The following is a 16897-nucleotide window of genomic DNA, read 5'->3' on the forward strand; positions in this document are numbered from 1 at the left end:
GCGTTGGTTTTTCGCTGTGAGGTGAGTGCCTGCGAAGGCCATCGCGTGTGGCGAACGCGTCGCCGACTGCTGCGAATGCAGCGGTGTGGTCGAAGATGCACGAGCACTCGCGCCCCTGTGCGGTATGCGAACCTAATCGTCCAGCAAGCGCGTCAGGGGCGGGTGCGTAGGCGTAAAATTAGATCTTCGATGAACCGTGCAGTCGTTAGTAGCGTATGCCGTGACAACCGCCGGGTTCATCTGCGCTGGGCACTGGCGCCGGATCGGCTTCCACACGAGTAATGCGTAGTCCGCTCAGAAGGGTATCGACATTGGGCATGCACCAGCTGTCTTGCCTCAGTTCGCACATCATGGTGCCATCGTAAATAGTCCAGACGGCGTGAATAAATCCAGCGCTCGTGTTTGGGTCGAAACGAAGGCTTGGCAGTAACGGGAGCAGGATTGAGTCGCTCCGGTCCGAGCCCAGCAATCTCCTTGAGGAACTGCTGCAGCAGCCCCACTGCCTGCTCAAGCTGCCGCTCGTGTGAGATCGTGCGCGTAAGCTTCACACCACCCGAGCGGCTTCCGCAGCGCAGGCCGTCGCAATGCGCCCTTGGGATGGGGTGGCGTCAGCAGATTCGTCGTCGGTGCCGAGCTGCAAGAGGCCGGAATCGTAGGCTGCGAACTCGTGACCCGTACCGCCACTGTTGATGTCGGCCATCAACATCGCGGTCGCCACCCGGTCGAACGATTGTGGCGGGTCGACGTGCAAGTTGCCGGGGGCGGGGGATCCTCGGAGGAGTGCGGCATGGCTTGTCCAAGTCGTCTGCGCCGAACCCTCCGGTCACTTTCGTGCCGGCTCTTGTTCATCGACGCAGCCCTTCCCGGCGCGTATCGTTCTGGGCAGAGCGCAAGAGACGATTTCTCGTCACAAGCGGGACTGAGGGACCGAGATACGTTGGTGCGGGCGCTCCCTCCGTCGTCATTTGCGCGACTGGAGTGGAACACCCGTTCCGATGCGGTTTGTCGCGAGACTGTGCCGGGTGGCAATCCTAGCCACCGCCGCCGCTGCTCGACCCGCCACCCGCGCTGCCGTTTGGCACGGCCCGCTCGGGTAGCCGTGCGTTGCCCCCAGCCGCCGAGTCCATTGTGGTGGTCTCGGCTCCCGTTGCGCCGCGGCTGATCACCAGGTCGCGATCGTTGCCCGTCGTGTTGGGTTGCACGGCGATCACCGTTCCGGTGGTCCGCGGCGTAGCGGGGACGTTATCGGCCGGCGTGAGCTCCTGTGTGAGAGCCCCGATGGAAATGCCGACCGGGAGCAGAGCCAACACTAATCTTTTCAAGGACTGCGTCTCTATATTCATAGATATGAGTTTAGAAGGCATTCCATTTATAAAAATACTTCTAACGGAATGGCGATGTTTCTCTAGAGCCGCGCTCACCACCCGTCGTTTCGGTTCGATAGCAGACCGAACGCGGGCTTGACCTTAAATCGCCCTTGGGAGATCGCGTGGACGGTCATCGCCGTCAGTCGCAGCATCCGTGGTCAGCCGATTGCTGGCATGGTCGTGATACTGCTCGCTCCGGACGTTCTTGCTATCCAGACCGCGCGCATCGCTGTGGCGGGACTTGTCGCGGTTACTGAGAACCATGTTCTCTGGCAGGACGCCCTCCGGAAGGTCGGTCATCGCGCCGGTGCCGGAGTTCTTGCCTTGCGCGCCGGGGCCCATGGTATGCTTGTTCGCCTTCGCCATGCATCGTCACCCTTGTCAGTCGAAAAGGTCTCAACATCCGTGGTTTTGCTCGACGGCTCCTGCCCGTCAGTGCGAGCGAGCCGCGCCCTTGCCTGCGGCATCGTGAGTGTGATGCCGTTCTGGTTCGCCGCCGCCGCCCGAGACATGGGACTTGGAGTCGTTCGTCGGGCTGCCCGGATTCGGGCCGTGCCGGTCTTCAGTCTCGGGCTTGCTGGCATCCTGGTGGCTGCTGCCGGGGCCGCCGTGATGGCGGTCAGCCGCGGGCGTCTTCTTCGAGGTGCTCATCATCGATCCTGCTGGTAGCCCTGATTGGTCGTGTTCACCTTCGCGTTTCCGGCTTGCCCGACCTTGTCAGGGTTCTGCGCCTGGGCCGCTCCCTTGGGCGCGGTGGAGAGCGGGACCTCGGGGGCGCTGCCAGGTCCCTTGTCGGATCGGTTGGCAGGCGGAACGGGTGGGGGCTTGGTGGTCATATCCTGATCCTCGTTCGTTAGGCAGGTCCGATTGAATAATCGTCCTGTAAGCCTGTAGTTCCAGATGCCGAAGTCGTGTTTTTTAAATATCTCGCGATCTATATTTTATATCTACGAGCCATATTTGTGAATATACTTTTGAATTATCATATTCGCACAAATATTGTCGTCATCCTGCGCGTTCGTTTCGTCAGGCGGGCTGGCGTTGGTTTTGGTTGGGTTTCGACGCTGGCGCGGGTTCCAGCTTGAGGGTTTCAGTCAGCGTCTCGCCCGCGATAGAAGCCCCAAAGTAATGCGCGCGCCGTGCCCCTGCATAGAGGTGCTGATGAGTTGCGGCGAAGCGCATAGTCTCGATCCGCAGCCTCGGATCCCAGTCGAGGCTACGCTGCAGGTCCACCAAAGGACGATGTCGCAGGCTTCGCGCCCACCGAAATTTCGGACGCAATCCTGGCCCTTCCGATCCGCGGAGGCATCGATTTCGCAAATACTTCGGCGTTCGCTCGAAGGGGCAAACGTCGTGGGGCTGGTCCATGAGCAAGCTCCTGTCCGAGGTTGATCAAAGAATCGGCTTGCCGCCGGTCACCGCCACCGTTGCGCCGGAAACGTAGCTCGCCTCGGCGCTGGCCAGCATCACGTAGACGGGGGCGAGTTCGCAGGGCTGCCCGGGGCGCTTCATCGGCACCTGGCTGCCGAAGCTCCGCACCTTCTCCATCGGCATCGTCGAGGGAATCAGCGGTGTCCAGATCGGACCGGGCGCGACGCAGTTCACGCGGATGTCGCGCTCGGCCAGCAGCTGTGCGAGGCCCCCGGTGAAATTCTGGATCGCGCCCTTGGTGGTGGCGTAGGCGAGCAGTTGCGGGCTCGGCGTGTCGGCGTTCACCGAGGTGGTGTTGATGATCGCGCTGCCGGGCTTCATGTGCGGCAGCGCAGCCTTCACCAGGTAGAACATCGCGTGGATGTTGGTGGCGAAGGTCACCTCCCACTCCTCGTCGCTGATCTCTTCGGCGTTCGCGAAGGTCTTCTGGTGGGCGGCGTTGTTGACGAGGACGTCCACCCGCCCGAATTCGGTCACGGCGCGCTCGACGATCGCCCGGCAATGCGTGGCATCCTTGATATCGCCCGGCATCGAGATCGCCCTGCGGCCAGCCGATTCGACCAACCGACAGGTCTCGGCGGCATCCTCGTGCTCGTCGTAGTAGCTGACGAGCACGTCGGCGCCTTCGCGAGCGAAGGCCAGCGCCACCGCCCGACCGATGCCGCTGTCGCCCCCGGTGATGATCGTCTTGCGGCCGGCAAGCCGCCCGGAGCCCTTATAGTGAGTCTCACCGTAATCGGGCCGCGGATCCATGTCCGCGTCGCGCGCTGGTGGGGTAAGTCGGCGCTGACGCTCAAAGGGCGGTTTCGGAAAGTCCTTCATATCAAAGAGGTCTGTCATAGCGAAGCATCCTTGCTCGACGACGAAGACGTAATATATTCTGCAGCCAAGTCGAACCGACCACACGGTACCCGCCGAAGTCTTCACGAGAATTTTAACAAATATTATGGTGGCGTACCTTCAGTCCATGCCGCAGACCGACTAAGCATCTTAGCCGATCGGCATCATGAAGAATTGGGTTTTGATCAGACAACTGGGCTGACGAGACATTGTTTCGGCTCGATTGCAGGATCGCCGACCTTATTGCCTTGGCACGAGGTTCCTGGCCAGCGAGGCGAAAACGGGCAGGCAAGGGCGCCGACTTCGCTGTTGAGATCAGGTGTTTCCCCTGTCGCGAGCAGATCCACGCGGAACCGCCGTCTGAATGGGCTCGGTCGTCAAGCGCATCGGGAAACCTTCCGGCATCTGACGATCGGAGAGGGTCAGCTCAGGCCGTCCTCGTTCGTAACCGTGGCGCTGAATGGGACGGTGAGCACGTGGTTGCCGGCCTCATCGGCAACCTCGAATCCGCAATCCATCCCATCGCAGATCAGCGTTCGTCCACCGTACGTCGGCTGCGCAGCAAGAGCGCGACGGCAAGGCAGGCCAGCCCCCCGGCGCCAGCAAGGATCACCGACGGCCGGACCCCCGTCCGCGCAGAGGCTCGCGAAAGGGCGACTTCCATGCCACCGGTCATGTTCACGGCGAGTGGAACGACCTTCGTATCCAGGAAAAACTTCGGCGCCGACGGCCGGGAAGGCTTTTCCAAGGTGTAATCTCGCCCGATGACCATACTAACCTCTGTTAAGAACAGGAAAATCTCGCGAACAATTCTGAAGGTGCATAAGTTGTGGCGGAAACGCTGCCGAACGGCAGGTGTTTCCTCGATTGTCCAACTCCGGAGTGCGTCCGTTGGAAAAGCCGACCTTCAAGCCATACCGCCTGCCCTCCGGCGGTTGGGGATCGGCCCTCTCGGTGGGCAACATCCTCAGGCGCGAGGGCGTGCTGGCGAGCGTCCCGGTGGCCTTGACGCGCCACAACAAGGTGGACGGATACCAGTGCAACAGCTGCGCATGGGTGAAGCCGGCCAGCCCGTTGCCGTTCGAGTTCTGCGAGAACGGCGTCAAGGCGGTGGCCTGGGAACTCACCGCGCATCGCTGCACGCCGAAGTTCTTCGCCGAGCACACCGTCACCGAGCTGTTGGGCTGGGACGACTACCACCTCGAACAACCTGGCCGCCTGACCCACCCCCTCCGCTACGACGCCGCCAGCGACAAGTACGTGCCCGTGTCCTGGGGGCATGCGCTCGACGAGATCGCCCGCGAGTTGCGCGCGGTCGAGGATCGCCGGAAAGGCACGGTGTTCTACAGTTCCGGGAGGCTGTCGAACGAGGGAAGCTACCTCTACCAGCTCTTCGCCCGGCTCTACGGGAACAACAACCTGCCCGACTCGTCCAACATGTGTCACGAGACGACCTCGGTGGCCCTGCCGGCGAGCATCGGCCAAGCCGTAGGAACGGTCGACCTCGGCGATTTCGGCCGCGCCGACTGCATCCTGTTCTTCGGTCAGAACCCGGGCAGCAACGCACCCCGGATGCTCCACCCGCTGCAGGAGGCAAGCCGGCGCGGCGTCCCGATCATTACCTACAACCCGCTGCGCGAGCGCGGATTGGAACGCTTCCTGAACCCGCAATCGCCGACCGAGATGCTGACCGGCAAGGACACCCGGATCAGCTCGCAGTACCATCAGGTGAAGGCTGGCGGCGACCTCGCGGCGCTCGCGGGCATCTGCAAGTCCGTGCTGGAGACCCACGACGCATCGCGGGCTGCCGGCGGCCCGGCCGTGCTGGACGAAGCCTTCATCGCCGAGCACACGCATGGCTTCTCGACCTTCGCCGACTGGCTGCGCGCGCAGGAATGGGACGAGTTGGAGCGCCGCTCGGGGCTGCGCCGGGCCGACATGGAGGCGACCGCGACGGTCTATTGCCGGTCACGCGCCGTGATCGGGGTCTACGGCATGGGGCTGACACAGCACAGGGCCGGGGTCGAGACCGTGCAGATGCTGGTCAACCTCCTGTTGCTGCGCGGTAATCTCGGCCGCGCAGGAGCCGGGATCTGCCCGATCCGGGGGCATTCCAATGTCCAGGGCCAGCGCACGGTCGGGATCACCGAGAAGCCGGAGCTCTTCGACCTCGATCGTTTGGGCGCGCAGTTCGGCTTCGAACCGCCGCGCGAGGCCGGCTACAACACGGTCGAGGCCTGCGAGGCGATCCTCAAGGACGAGGTGCAGGCCTTCTTCATGCTGGGTGGCAACTTCGTGCGGGCGATCCCCGACCAGGGCCAGATGGAGCCGGCCTGGCGCCGGCTCCGGCTGACCGTCAACGTGATCACCAAGCTGAATCGCTCGGCACTGTTGCCCGGCGAGATCAGCTACATCCTTCCCGTGATCGGCCGGCTGGAGATCGACGAGACCAAGTCCGGGCAGCAGGTGCTCTCGATGGAGGACACCTCGGCCTGCGTCCACGGGAACCGGGGCTTGCGCCGGCCGGCCTCGCCGCACCTCATCAGCGAGATCCGACTGATCTGCGAGCTTGCCCAGCGGGTGCTCGAGCCCAACCCCCGCGTCCGGTGGGCCGACTACCAGGACGACTACGCCGAGATCCGGAAGGAGATCAGCGAGACGTTGCCGGAGTCGTTCTGGGACTACGAGCGGCGGATGTGGGAGCCGGGTGGATTCCAGCGGCACCTGCCGGCCAACAAGCGCGAATGGCGCACGGACACGGGCCGGGCGAACATCGTGACCCCGACGGGCCTCGACGAGGACGCCGACATGCCGGATGTGGGTCACGGCGTCCTGCGTTTGATGACGCTGCGGTCGAACGACCAGTTCAACACCACCGTCTACGGCTACGACGACCGCTTTCGGGGCATCAACAACACACGCAAGGTGGTGCTGATGAACCGCTCCGACATCGACAGGCTCGGGCTGAAGATCGGGCAAGCGGTGACCCTCAAGACGGTCGCCGACGACGGCGTCGATCGCCGGCTACCCGGCATGCTCGTGGTCGCCTACGATATCCCGATCGGCTGCATCGGCGGCTACTATCCGGAGTGCAACGTGCTGATGCCGATCTGGCACTACGCCATCGGCAGCAAGACCCCAGCGGCGAAGACCATCCCGGTCACCGTGCAAGCCGACGATCCACGTGTGCTCGAGCCGCAGCTCGAATACGCCACGGGGTGAGGGCTGCACCTCCCCGCACCACTGCGGGGGCGGAGGGGAAGTAAGGCAAGCGGGATCGCGCAAGTCCGGGATCTCCTACACGAAACCGTGTCGGCACATTCAGGGATCGGCATCGGGGCAGCCACGGTCTGGCCGAGTCGGGCGCATGACCTTGCTTCTCGCGGCGGCCGGTTCAGGATCGATGCGGGCAAGATGGATATAGGCGAGATGGATGCGGTCAGGACCGATCGGCAGCATCAGGAGCGATCGACGCGCGACGCCGCGGCGATCTGGATCGCCCTCGACTTCGCCTATTTGGTCTTCGCAGGTACGGTGAGCGTGAACGAGTGTGTGGCTGCGATCGGTTGCGCCACGCTCGCGACGGCCTGGTGGTGGGGCGTGGGACGGCGGGGCGGCGTGCGGTTCCACTTCGACCGGGCGGCGTTTCGGCCACTCGGGGCGGCGATCCAAGATCTTCCTCGTCAGACTGCCCGTGCGGGTCGCCACCTGGTCGAAGCCCTGCGTGCGGACGGCGCGGGCGGAAGGATCTGCGAGCAGAGCGTAGCGGAGCTGGCCTGGGCGACGCCTCGCGGGCCGGCGGCCCCGGCCGCGCGCGCCGTCGGTCTGCTCGCCGCGTCCCTGGCTCCGGACAGCTTCGTCCTCGTCCTCGACCGCGCGCATGGAACGGTGGCCACGCATGCTCTGGGGGACGGCAAGCCGTGACGATCTGGACGGCCGCCATCCTGGCGCTGCTGCCGCCCTTCGCCCTCGCGGTCGCGCTGGCGTGGAGCGGCACCCCCGGCCGGCGCTTCACCGCCTACCAACTCGCCGGCAGCGTCACGGTGCTGATCCTGACCCTGCTGGCCTTCGCCACCGACCAAGCCTCGATCACGGATCTCGCCTTGACGCTCGTGCTGCTGAACCTGCCGGGCACGATGCTTTTCGCGGTCGTCCTGGAGCGCTGGATATGAGCGTCGCGATCGGCCTTCTGCTGGGCCTCACTGTCATCGTCACGTGGTTCGCAACCTTCGCCTTGTGGCGCCTACCCCGGGCCCTCGACCGGCTGCACGTCCTCGCCTTCCTGAACGTCACCACCTCCGTCCTCGTCACGGCGGCGGCCTTCCTGGCCGACGGCGTTTCCGGGCGTTCGGTCAAGATCCTGCTGACGATGGTCGTCTTTCTCGCCTGGGCGGCGGTGCTGTCGCACGTGTCCGGCCGGGCCGTGCTGATGCGCGAGGGCCGGTCGGCATGAGCGTGATCCTGCCCCTGCTGTTCCTGCTCACCGCCTGCTCGGGCACCGCCGTGGTGCTCGTCCGGGATCCCGTCCGGCAGGTCTTCGCCATCGCGGCCAACGGCCTCGTCCTGACGATCCTCTTCGCCGCGCTGCAGGCCCCCGATGTCGCCCTGTCGGAGCTGGCGGTCGGCTCGGCGGCGGTGCCGCTCCTCTTCCTCGTGGCCCTCATGGCGGTGCGCAACCAGCCGCCCGAGGAGGAATCGTGAGCCTGCGCCTGCGCGTCGCGCTGCTCGCCCTGGCCGGCGTGATGCTGCTTCCTGGCGCCGCGGCGGTGATCGCCGGATTGCCCCGCTTCGGCGCCACGATCGCCGCCTACGGCGAGCGCATCAACGCGATCGTGCCCGAGGCGCGCCACGTGGCCAACATGGTCAGCGCGATCAACTTCGACCTGCGCGGCCTCGACACCCTCGGCGAGGAGTTCATGCTGCTCGCCGCCATCACCGGAACGGTCGTGCTGCTGCGCGGCCGCCGCGGCGAGGGCAGCACCGAGCGCGCCCTGCGTCGGCCCGGGCGGGCGGTGATCCCGCGCTCCGAAGCCGTGGTGCTCGTCTGCCGGATCGCGGGCCCGCTCACCGCGCTGTTCGGCCTGTACGTGGTGCTGCACGCCACCGTCACCCCGGGCGGGGGCTTCCAGGGCGGCGTGATCCTCGCGTCGGGTACGCTGCTGATCTACCTCGGCGAGGGCTATGCCGGCTGGCGCGACGCGGTGCGCAGCCATTGGCTCGATGGGCTGGAGGGCGGGGGCGCCCTGCTCTTCAACCTGTGCGGGCTGGCGCCGATGCTGGACGGCGGCGCCTTCATGCAGAACGTCCTGCCGTTCGGCACCTTTCGCGGCCTGATGTCGGGCGGCCTGATGCTCGTGGAGAACCTCGGCGTCGCCCTGGCGGTGGCGGGCGGCTTCACCCAGCTCTTCCTGGAATTCATGGAGGAGACCCGCGAGGCGGACGAGGCCGACGAGCCGGGGGAGGAATCGGCGTGAACGCGGCCTTGGGCATGCTGCCTTACGCGGTCGCCGCGTGGCTGTTCGGCGCCGGGCTTTACGGCATCGCCACGAGCCAAAACTTCATCCACCTCGTCGGTTGCCTCGGCGTGTGCCAGTCGGCGACCTACGTGCTGCTTCTGGGCCTCGGCTACCGCTGGGGAAGCATCGCGCCGATCTTCTACGACCACCCGCCGGGCACGCCCGCCGTCGATCCGGTCATGCAGGCGCTGGTGCTGACCGACATCGTGGTCGGCGCGACCCTGACCGCCCTTCTCCTGGTGCTGACGATCCAGGTCTACAAGCGCAGCGGCAGCCTCGACCCGGAGCAGCTCCGCCCGATGCGCGCCGAGGGCAGCTCCGAACGTGCGAACGGGTCGGCGCCCGGTGACGACGGCAAGCGGGCGGCCTCGTGACCCTCGGCTCCGCCGCACTCCTCCCGCTGCCGGTCGCCGTCCCGCTGGTCTTCTGCGCGGCGATGCTGGCAACCGCCCACCTCCTGCCGGGCCGCCTGCCCGACATCCTGGCGACGCTCGCCGCGCTCGCTGTCGCGATCCTGTCCAGCGTGATCGCTGTAGGGGCCGCGGACGGGCCCCTGGTCTACTGGTTCGGCGGCTGGGACCCGCGCGACGGCGTCCATCTCGGGATCGGCTTCGGGGTGGACGCGGCGAGCGCCTGGATCGCGGCCTTCATCGGCCTGCTCTACGCGCTCACCTTCGTGTTCGCCTGGGGCTTCTTCGGCCGGACGCACGGACACTTCCATATCCTGATGCTGCTGTTCCTGGCGGCCATGGTCGGGTTCTGCTTCACCCGCGACATGTTCAACCTGTTCGTATGGTTCGAGGTGATGAGCGTCGCCGCCTTCGCGCTCACCGCCTGCCATCTGGATAAGTCCGCCCTCGCGGGCGCGATCAACTTCACCGTGATCAACAGCCTCGCCGGCTTCCTGATGCTCGGCGGCGTCGGGTTGATCTACGCCCGGACCGGCACCCTCGACTTCGAGGGCATCGCGGCGGCGGTGGCACGGGGCGGCCGGGACCCGGTGGTGGCGGGCGCGTTCTGCCTCGTCGCGGCGGCACTGATGATCAAGGGCGCGATCGTGCCGTTCCAATTCTGGCTCGCGGACGCCCACGCGGTGGCGCCGAGCCCGGTCTCGGTGATCTTCTCCGGCGCGATGGTGTCGCTGGGGCTCTTCGGGCTCGCAAAGGTCAGCGCCGTCGTCTTCGCCGGCTCCGAGCAGGTCCAGCACGCGCTCCCGGCCCTCCTGACTGGACTCGGCAGCGTCACTGCCATCCTCGGCGGCTGGATGGCGCTGCTGCAGCGCCACCTGAAGCGGATGCTCGCCTTCTCGACGATCTCGCATGCCGGGATCATGCTCACCGCCATCGGGGCACTCTCACCGGCCGGCACTGGCGGGATGCTGGTCTACGTAGTGGGCCACGGCATGGTGAAGGGCGCGCTGTTCATGCTCGCGGGCATCCTGCTCGCCACCCGGGCCAGCATCGACGAGATCGCCCTGCGGGGTCTCGGACGCGGCATCGGCCCGGCCGGGATCGCGATGGCCCTGGCCGGCCTCCTGCTCTGCGGCTTGCCGGTCGGGATCCTCGACCAGGGTACGCGCCTCGTCCAAGGGGCTCTCTCGCACCAGGGGCACGGGATCGCGCTCGCCGCGGGCGCCATCGGTGCGGGGCTGACGGGGGCGGCCGTGCTGCGGGCGGCGGGCCGTATCTTCCTCGGCCTTGGGCCCGATCCCGGCGACGAGGCCGGGGCGCCAAGCGATGACGAGCGGGAGAAGGCCAACCGCCCGCTCTGGCTGATGCTGGCACCGTGCTGCGTCCTGCTGGCCCTCGACGTCGGCATGCCGGCGGGCCTGATCGCCGACGCGATCCCACGCGCCGCCCCGGCCTTCATGCATCGACCCACCATGGCGGCGCTGGCCGAGGGGCCGTCATGGCTACCTTGGGCGTCCGTCGCGCTGGCCCTGGCGGGGGCGGGCTACGGCCTGTTCCGGACGCGGTTGCCGAAGCTCGTCGTCCGCCCGCTCCGCGCGACGCAGTCGGCGCCGACCCGCACCCTCGAGCTGCTGCACAGCGGCCTGATCGGCGACTACGTGGCTTGGCTCGCGATCGGGGTAGCGATCATCGCCGCGTTGCTCACAGTAGGGTGAGAACCTCGCCTCGTCGCATCGGGACCAAATGTAGCGCCAACTCGCACGAGAGATAAGCGCCATGCACCAGGAGACAGCGCACACCGGAGCGCAATCGCACGAGCCGGTGCCGGACCATTCACTCCATCGGTTTCACCTATCCTGACTTGGTCCGACGTTGTCCGCAGCGAAGGCGTCCCGGACGCCAAGGGGTTTGGGCCATCCTTCGGTGCTGTCGCGGGCGGTCTGGCGTTCCATTTCCGAATTGATCTCGGCGCCGAGCAAGACGACCACGATCGAGAGCCACATCCAGGACATCAAGCCGATGCCGGCACCCAGAGATCCGTAGATGCGATTGTAGCTATCGAAGCTCGCCACGTACCAGGAGAACACTCCTGACGTGCAGACCCAAAGAAACGCTGCCAGCGCGCTGCCCCAGGTCACCCAGCGCCACTTCGCCCGGCGCCTGCTCGGGCCGTAGCGATAGATCAGCGTCAGGCTCAGGCTGACCACGACCAGGATGACGGGCCACCGGGCCACGGACAGGATGGTGTCGGCCAATCCCCCGAACCCGAAGCGCGCCAGGATCGCCGGAAGGACGACCACCACGCTGATCGTCAGGAGCAGGAACGCCGCGCCGCCAAGGGTGAACAGAAAGGTCGTGGCGTAGAACCGGATCAGGGTGCGATCCTCCCGTTCCCGGTAGATCACGTTGAGGGCATCGAAGAGGGCGCTGACGCCGGAATTCGCGCTCCAGAGCGCAATCAGCAAGCTGATCGTCGAGGTGAGGCTCAGCGAACCCGTGCTTCGCGCGGCGATCCGCACGAGCTGCTCGGAGAGCAGTTCGAGCGCGGCGGCAGGGAGGATGTAGGTTAGGAGGCCGACATGCTGGCTGATCACGTTGGGATCGGAAAACAACCCGTAGATCGAGACCACGGCCACGAGTCCGGGAAACACGGCGAGCAGGGCGAAGAAGGCGACGCCGCCGGCCGTGGCGAGCACACGATCCTTCGGGAGAGCCCACACGGCGCGCCACAGGATGTCCTGCCATCCTGCCTTCGGAATCTCGGAAGGGCGGTTCGCATCGCGGCCACGATCAGGCTCGCGGGCGCGCTGCCGAGCCGTTTCGAGGGTCGCTGCATCCTGCGGACGCGTGGCGATTGAGCGCCAGTCGTCGCCTTCGTCAACGTCCTGAATCACGGCTACGATCCTGCGAGGACTTGGTACCAGTGATCGCGATTTGATCCTGCTGACATCGGTTCAGCCGAAGTCGTAGCGGCGCGGAGCGTCCGATCCTGCAGGAGTGTCGCCTACCGTCGCCCTGAATGGAAGCGGTGGCGCCAGCCCTCCTCCAGCCTGCGCTCCTCCGCGCTCTCCTCCGGAACGGCTTTGAGACGCAGCAGGATCATCGCAAAGCCACCCTGCTGGAGGTACACCTGCTCGTAGAGCGACGGCACATGGAGGTCGCGCTTCACATCGATCCAGAGATCAGCACTGCAGGCCGCGATGTCGCTCGGGATGCTCGGTTGATGCGAACGGCTGTGAACGAGCGATCGCTCCGGGACCGGGCTTCCGACGCCACAGACGATGGCCGGGAAGGAGAGGCTGCGGTAGCAACGCTGCACCCGGCCGTGGCCCGCCACGACGATGGCGATCCGTTCGGAGTGGTACTGGACGTAGGCCCGGGCCGCCGTCTCCTTACCGACTGCGAAGTCGCGCGCGAGCGCAAGAACGTGCTGCAGATCGGGCTCGCGAAACGCCGTCATAGCCCCCCGTAGGAGGTGCGGAGGCATCAGCAGGAGGCTGGCGAAGCGGTTGGCCTCGACCTCTCTGCGCTGGCGCGGGTCGCTCTCCTTGGCCGTCATGCGCAGCATGTCGGATGTCTTGCACGAGAACCGGTCGGGCTGATCGGGGATGTGGTGCGCCATCAGGAAGTGGCCGAGTTCGTGCGCGATGGTGAAGCGGCGACGCGGTTCGCCCCCGCGCCTGGCAAGGATGGTGCCGTCAGACCGCTTCGTGTCGGTGACGAGGCCGCCCTCGAAAGCATCGGTGTCGAGGTCCTCGATCTTCACGATGCCGAGGCGCGCGCACAGCTCCTGGATCGGCACGGGCACCGGAAGGTTCGGCTCGGCCTGTAGGATGCGTTTGACGAGCGCCTCCGGCGAGCCTGCGTCTGCAAGGTCCTTCCTCTTGATCTGCATGCGCGGACCCCTTCGTATTTCCGAGGCGATCCGTCAGGCGCCACGCACCTGCGATCCCAAGACCAGGTTGCAAGGGCGTTCGCGCGAGCGGTAACCCAACCGCGCCATCGTGAGCAAAGTCCATGCTGGCCTGGCATGGCGGCCCCTGTGATCCCCACGGCGTCGGAGGAGCTAAGATCGCGGCCGCGCTTGCCGAGCTGGCACAACGGCGACCGTCAGGTCGAAGGGCTTTTCTCAAATTCATAGACCGGTGATGTCGTGCTCAGAGGCTGGGCCTGCTCAGCCCAAGCTGCGCATGCGCCTCGGCGCGGGCGTCATCAATCGAACGGCCTCATCCGAAAACCCAAGCGCCCGCAGCTCCGCTCGTTGTTGGTTCGTGATCATCAACGACACGGCGGGAGCTGATGCGGGTCTGGGCAGCGTGACACCCGGCTTAGCGTCGTTCGCTTCGCGCAGCCGGCCAAGGTATGCTTCCTCAGCGGCTGCCCGATCGAGAAACGCTCGGAGATAATCGTCTGCCTCTGACATCGGTGATGCTGCCTCCTTTTTTGTACCAACGACGTGCTTGACCACCCGCCACTCCATAGCAGCGTCTATCTCACGACATCGCGTGGCGAGATTCTTCGCATGGAGCGTAAGCTTTCGTTGATCCAAGCGGCAGGGCTGTTCATCGCGGAGGAGACTTGCAGGTAATGCACATTCGTCCCTACCAGCGCGACAGTGACGAATCTTCTGTACTCGCGGTTTTCGATATGGCATTCCCCGTCTCTCATTCTTTCCTAGAACGCCGCGAACAGATTAAGGCGCGTCAGTATCTGAAACTTGTGCTGGGACACGCCGAAAATTTGATTGCCGAGCTCGACGGCGCAGTGATCGGCTTCATCACCGTGGACGATGGGGGCTACATATCCGCTTTGTACGTCTCTCGTGCCAGCGCCGGTTGTGGATCAGCTCTTCTACGAGCGGCACAGGACCGTCATCGACGCTTCGGGCTTCACGTTTTCGCAGATAACATCTTCGCTGTGAAATTTTACAAAGCGCGCGGCTTTGCGGTCGTCGATGAGGATACACAGATCGATAGCCTCGGGCGCCGGCACCGCCGTTTCGAGATGGAACGCGCGAACGGTTTCGACGCAAATCGGTAGGGCTCGATCACACTGTCGAAGCGGTTGCTTGCGCCGCACTCGAACGTGATTGTGCCAAGCCCGATCACCGCGTCGCAGCTGTGATCGATGCCAGTCCTCTCCGTGTCGAGGGTCAGACCGATGAACGTCGGCTCATTTGGCGTACCAACGCACGCGACGGCCGGTTTAACCCGCCGCAGCACCCGTTACTCCCCGGTACCCTCGAGCACGCTCGCGATGCTGTCGAGAGGCTGCGTCACAGAAATCTTGGCCGCTTCGAAGCCATACGCTCGCTCTGCCGACAGAGGCGGCCCTTCGTCTCGGTAGCAGGATACGGTCGCAGTTCCCAAGCCAGACCTCTCGCGGCCGGGTCCTCGAGAGGATCGATAGTGGCTCGGATGAGTGACACCAACGACCGACCAGGCGTTCATCTGGCTAATACCAGACCTTGATGAGCCCGACTCATCGAGGTCTGGCCCCCGCGACTGCGGGGCGGCGGCAATCCGCCGGACCTCATGGGTCCTAACCCATGAGACTTAGTATAAGCCATGGCCACCTGTGTCAGCTCAGCGGGTTTGGGGTTTTATCGTCTTGGGTCGAGCGATTGCCTTCACCGAGGGCCATGGGGCGATCAGGCGGTTTTCGATGGAGCACGTCCGGTTGGCGCTCGGCGATCACTATCCTAGATAGCAAATCCGATGTGGCTGTTCGCGACGGCCCATCAAGGGTTGTAGCTTCTTCGAGCCTCGCGACAAAGTTTGGGTGAAAGGCAATGCCACAGGCAAGCGACGACGTTTACAAGGCTGCCCCGCCCGGCGACGGCAGAAGTACCAATCCCCTGATCTTGAAGCTGGAAAGCCTTGCCACACTCTCCGACGAAGACCGGGCGGTGCTTGAGCAGATCAGCGCGAACCCTCAGGTCATCGAACCTGGGATCGATTTGATCAGCGTCGGCGACAAGCCGGACGGCGTCTACCTGATCATGGACGGGATAGCCTGCCGGTACACCCTGCGGGCCAACGGTGCCCGCCAGATCATGGCCTACCTCATTCCGGGCGACTACTGCGACCTCGACGTGGCCCTGCTTGCCCGGATGGACCACTCGATCGGCACCCTGTCCACCTGCAAGGTCGTGCGGATCGATCTCGCGACCATACTCGAATTGCTACGGCACCATCCCGGCATCGCTCACGCGCTGCGGCTCGCCACGCTCGTGGACGAGGCGACATTGCGCGAGTGGGTCGTCAACCTCGGACGGCGGTCCGCCCCGGAGCGCATCGCCCACCTGATGTGTGAGCTCTTGCTTCGCCTGCGCGCGGCAGGACATGCCGCTGAGGAGGGCTATCCCCTTCCGATTACGCCAAACGACCTGGCCGACACCACCGGCCTCACGACCGTCCACGTGAACCGAACGCTCGCGGATCTGCAGCGGCAGGGGCTGATCGCGATGTCCGGCGGGCATCTGCGCATTCTCGATCGAGCGCGGCTGGAGGCTCTGGCCGAATTCAGGCCGGAATACCTCCACCTCGGCGGGAGGGCTGCAGCATGAGCCTGCGTCTTCAGCCGGTGCAGGTGGCCACCGGCAGCAACGATCAGGAGAGCCGGCTGGTCTTCCACGACGGGTTCCTGGTCGCCATCCTGGTCCAGCTCTCGGACCTTCACGAGACGGACGCGGGCAAGTGGTTCCTAGAGGCTGGGTTCGGCCCGGTCGGCGACGCGCACCCACCGTTGTTCAAGGACCTCGACCGTGCGCAGGCCTGGATCGCCGAACAGCTGCCATGATCGCCGGACGCGGCGTGTCATTCGGGCGACCAACCACACGATCGGGCGCACGGGCGTCACCCGCCGCGTCGGCCTCAGAGCGATCGCCACCTCTTCCATGATAAGCATCGTGCTGATGGGTGTCGTCCGTTCACGCGCCGGCACGATGCCCTTCACGGTCTGTCATGGCAGAGGTCTGGCCTCGGAGAAGTGGTTCTCGATAAGGTGTGGTTTCGAGCCATGCGGCTTATCTCTCGCCCTGAGAGAAGTATCGCGCAATGGCAGGTGCCGTGCATGGATGGCGCGGCGAGGCGTCCTTTCCCATGTGCGAGGGTGGAGGGGGGATCGGCATCTCCTTCTGGGGCGTGTCGTCTCGATCCCCTCTCTGTTTCGAGCGTGACCGGCTTGAACACCAAACGCACGGATTGATCGGCCCCCACGAGGTGGTCCAAGGGTAAAGTTAGTGCACGGTGGGCCGCTCCGCCACGGGTAGCTTGGCCGGCGGAGCTGGTCTGGCGAGCGCAGCCGGCCAAGCGGAGAAGGCTGGCATGAA

At 65.3% G+C, this 16897-nt stretch carries 20 protein-coding genes; 11 read left to right on the forward strand and 9 right to left on the reverse strand.

Annotated elements, in window-relative coordinates; translation table 11 throughout:
- Positions 1-544 precede the first annotated feature (544 nt).
- The 7 genes from FV229_RS27355 to FV229_RS10670 all read right to left on the reverse strand — a co-directional run bounded on the left by FV229_RS27355 (position 545) and on the right by FV229_RS10670 (position 4386).
- A complete protein-coding gene (locus tag FV229_RS27355) occupies positions 545-700 on the reverse strand; it encodes a hypothetical protein (RefSeq protein WP_187275117.1) in 156 nt (51 codons plus the stop codon).
- 331 nt (positions 701-1031) lie between these two features.
- Positions 1032-1301: a hypothetical protein gene (locus FV229_RS28020; RefSeq protein ID WP_246688140.1), complete on the reverse strand. Its 270-nt coding sequence runs from the start codon at positions 1299-1301 to the stop codon at positions 1032-1034.
- Between the two features lie 165 nt (positions 1302-1466).
- Complete coding sequence (locus FV229_RS10650) at positions 1467-1733, reverse strand: hypothetical protein (protein WP_210246599.1); 267 nt, start codon at positions 1731-1733, stop codon at positions 1467-1469.
- Between the two features lie 66 nt (positions 1734-1799).
- Positions 1800-2018 (reverse strand): hypothetical protein, encoded by a 219-nt coding sequence (locus FV229_RS10655; protein WP_147751960.1) that lies wholly within the window; start codon positions 2016-2018, stop codon positions 1800-1802.
- Positions 2018-2203, reverse strand: coding sequence for a hypothetical protein (locus FV229_RS10660; protein WP_147751943.1), 186 nt, complete (start codon positions 2201-2203; stop codon positions 2018-2020). The genes FV229_RS10655 and FV229_RS10660 overlap by 1 nt, the downstream gene beginning before the upstream one ends.
- 556 nt (positions 2204-2759) lie before the next feature.
- Positions 2760-3620: an SDR family oxidoreductase gene (locus FV229_RS10665; protein ID WP_147751961.1), complete on the reverse strand. Its 861-nt coding sequence runs from the start codon at positions 3618-3620 to the stop codon at positions 2760-2762.
- A 547-nt stretch (positions 3621-4167) separates the two neighbouring features.
- Entirely contained in the window at positions 4168-4386 is a 219-nt protein-coding gene (locus tag FV229_RS10670) for a hypothetical protein (RefSeq protein WP_246688137.1), read from the reverse strand.
- Between the two features lie 143 nt (positions 4387-4529).
- On the opposite strand from FV229_RS10670, the gene FV229_RS10675 reads away from it, so the two are divergent.
- From FV229_RS10675 to FV229_RS10710, 8 genes are all read left to right on the forward strand, one after another.
- Positions 4530-6860, forward strand: coding sequence for an FdhF/YdeP family oxidoreductase (locus FV229_RS10675; RefSeq protein WP_147751945.1), 2331 nt, complete (start codon positions 4530-4532; stop codon positions 6858-6860).
- A 207-nt stretch (positions 6861-7067) separates the two neighbouring features.
- The gene (locus FV229_RS10680) at positions 7068-7562 is read left to right on the forward strand and encodes a hypothetical protein (protein ID WP_147751946.1); all 495 of its coding nucleotides are present in this window, start codon (positions 7068-7070) and stop codon (positions 7560-7562) included.
- Positions 7559-7810, forward strand: a complete 252-nt coding sequence (locus tag FV229_RS10685) for a monovalent cation/H+ antiporter complex subunit F (RefSeq protein WP_147751947.1) — start codon at positions 7559-7561, stop codon at positions 7808-7810. The genes FV229_RS10680 and FV229_RS10685 overlap by 4 nt, the downstream gene beginning before the upstream one ends.
- Positions 7807-8091 carry a monovalent cation/H(+) antiporter subunit G gene (locus FV229_RS10690; RefSeq protein WP_147751948.1) on the forward strand — a complete coding sequence of 95 codons (285 nt, stop codon included), beginning with the start codon at positions 7807-7809 and terminating at the stop codon, positions 8089-8091. The genes FV229_RS10685 and FV229_RS10690 overlap by 4 nt, the downstream gene beginning before the upstream one ends.
- The gene (locus FV229_RS10695) at positions 8088-8339 is read left to right on the forward strand and encodes a DUF4040 domain-containing protein (protein WP_147751949.1); all 252 of its coding nucleotides are present in this window, start codon (positions 8088-8090) and stop codon (positions 8337-8339) included. Before FV229_RS10690 ends, FV229_RS10695 begins: the two co-directional genes overlap by 4 nt.
- Positions 8336-9112 carry an MnhB domain-containing protein gene (locus FV229_RS10700; RefSeq protein WP_147751950.1) on the forward strand — a complete coding sequence of 259 codons (777 nt, stop codon included), beginning with the start codon at positions 8336-8338 and terminating at the stop codon, positions 9110-9112. The genes FV229_RS10695 and FV229_RS10700 overlap by 4 nt, the downstream gene beginning before the upstream one ends.
- A complete protein-coding gene (locus FV229_RS10705; RefSeq protein WP_246688138.1) occupies positions 9109-9528 on the forward strand; it encodes a cation:proton antiporter subunit C in 420 nt (139 codons plus the stop codon). Before FV229_RS10700 ends, FV229_RS10705 begins: the two co-directional genes overlap by 4 nt.
- Entirely contained in the window at positions 9525-11279 is a 1755-nt protein-coding gene (locus tag FV229_RS10710; protein WP_147751951.1) for a proton-conducting transporter membrane subunit, read from the forward strand. The genes FV229_RS10705 and FV229_RS10710 overlap by 4 nt, the downstream gene beginning before the upstream one ends.
- Before the next feature lie 132 nt (positions 11280-11411).
- Here FV229_RS10710 and FV229_RS10715 read toward each other — a convergent pair whose 3' ends face one another.
- Positions 11412-12458, reverse strand: coding sequence for a YihY/virulence factor BrkB family protein (locus FV229_RS10715; RefSeq protein ID WP_147751952.1), 1047 nt, complete (start codon positions 12456-12458; stop codon positions 11412-11414).
- Positions 12459-12568: 110 nt separating this feature from the next.
- Positions 12569-13372, reverse strand: coding sequence for an ImmA/IrrE family metallo-endopeptidase (locus FV229_RS10720; protein WP_246688139.1), 804 nt, complete (start codon positions 13370-13372; stop codon positions 12569-12571).
- 779 nt (positions 13373-14151) lie between these two features.
- On the opposite strand from FV229_RS10720, the gene FV229_RS10725 reads away from it, so the two are divergent.
- From FV229_RS10725 to FV229_RS10735, 3 genes are all read left to right on the forward strand, one after another.
- Positions 14152-14604 carry a GNAT family N-acetyltransferase gene (locus FV229_RS10725; protein ID WP_147751954.1) on the forward strand — a complete coding sequence of 151 codons (453 nt, stop codon included), beginning with the start codon at positions 14152-14154 and terminating at the stop codon, positions 14602-14604.
- 751 nt (positions 14605-15355) lie between these two features.
- Positions 15356-16132: a Crp/Fnr family transcriptional regulator gene (locus tag FV229_RS10730; RefSeq protein WP_147751955.1), complete on the forward strand. Its 777-nt coding sequence runs from the start codon at positions 15356-15358 to the stop codon at positions 16130-16132.
- Entirely contained in the window at positions 16129-16365 is a 237-nt protein-coding gene (locus tag FV229_RS10735; protein WP_147751956.1) for a hypothetical protein, read from the forward strand. The genes FV229_RS10730 and FV229_RS10735 overlap by 4 nt, the downstream gene beginning before the upstream one ends.
- Positions 16366-16897 lie beyond the last annotated feature (532 nt).

The sequence above is a fragment of the Methylobacterium sp. WL120 genome (assembly GCF_008039465.1).
Taxonomy (GTDB): domain Bacteria; phylum Pseudomonadota; class Alphaproteobacteria; order Rhizobiales; family Beijerinckiaceae; genus Methylobacterium; species Methylobacterium cerastii.

Coding starts and splice junctions, on each gene's coding strand:
- FV229_RS10660 (WP_147751943.1), bottom strand. CDS start 2,203: ATGACCACCAAGCCCCCACCCGTTCCGCCTGCCAACCGATCCGACAAG.
- FV229_RS10695 (WP_147751949.1), top strand. CDS start 8,088: ATGAGCGTGATCCTGCCCCTGCTGTTCCTGCTCACCGCCTGCTCGGGC.
- FV229_RS10690 (WP_147751948.1), top strand. CDS start 7,807: ATGAGCGTCGCGATCGGCCTTCTGCTGGGCCTCACTGTCATCGTCACG.
- FV229_RS10655 (WP_147751960.1), bottom strand. CDS start 2,018: ATGAGCACCTCGAAGAAGACGCCCGCGGCTGACCGCCATCACGGCGGC.
- FV229_RS10650 (WP_210246599.1), bottom strand. CDS start 1,733: ATGGCGAAGGCGAACAAGCATACCATGGGCCCCGGCGCGCAAGGCAAG.
- FV229_RS10725 (WP_147751954.1), top strand. CDS start 14,152: ATGCACATTCGTCCCTACCAGCGCGACAGTGACGAATCTTCTGTACTC.
- FV229_RS27355 (WP_187275117.1), bottom strand. CDS start 700: ATGGCCGACATCAACAGTGGCGGTACGGGTCACGAGTTCGCAGCCTAC.
- FV229_RS10730 (WP_147751955.1), top strand. CDS start 15,356: ATGCCACAGGCAAGCGACGACGTTTACAAGGCTGCCCCGCCCGGCGAC.
- FV229_RS10680 (WP_147751946.1), top strand. CDS start 7,068: ATGGATGCGGTCAGGACCGATCGGCAGCATCAGGAGCGATCGACGCGC.
- FV229_RS10665 (WP_147751961.1), bottom strand. CDS start 3,620: ATGAAGGACTTTCCGAAACCGCCCTTTGAGCGTCAGCGCCGACTTACC.
- FV229_RS10735 (WP_147751956.1), top strand. CDS start 16,129: ATGAGCCTGCGTCTTCAGCCGGTGCAGGTGGCCACCGGCAGCAACGAT.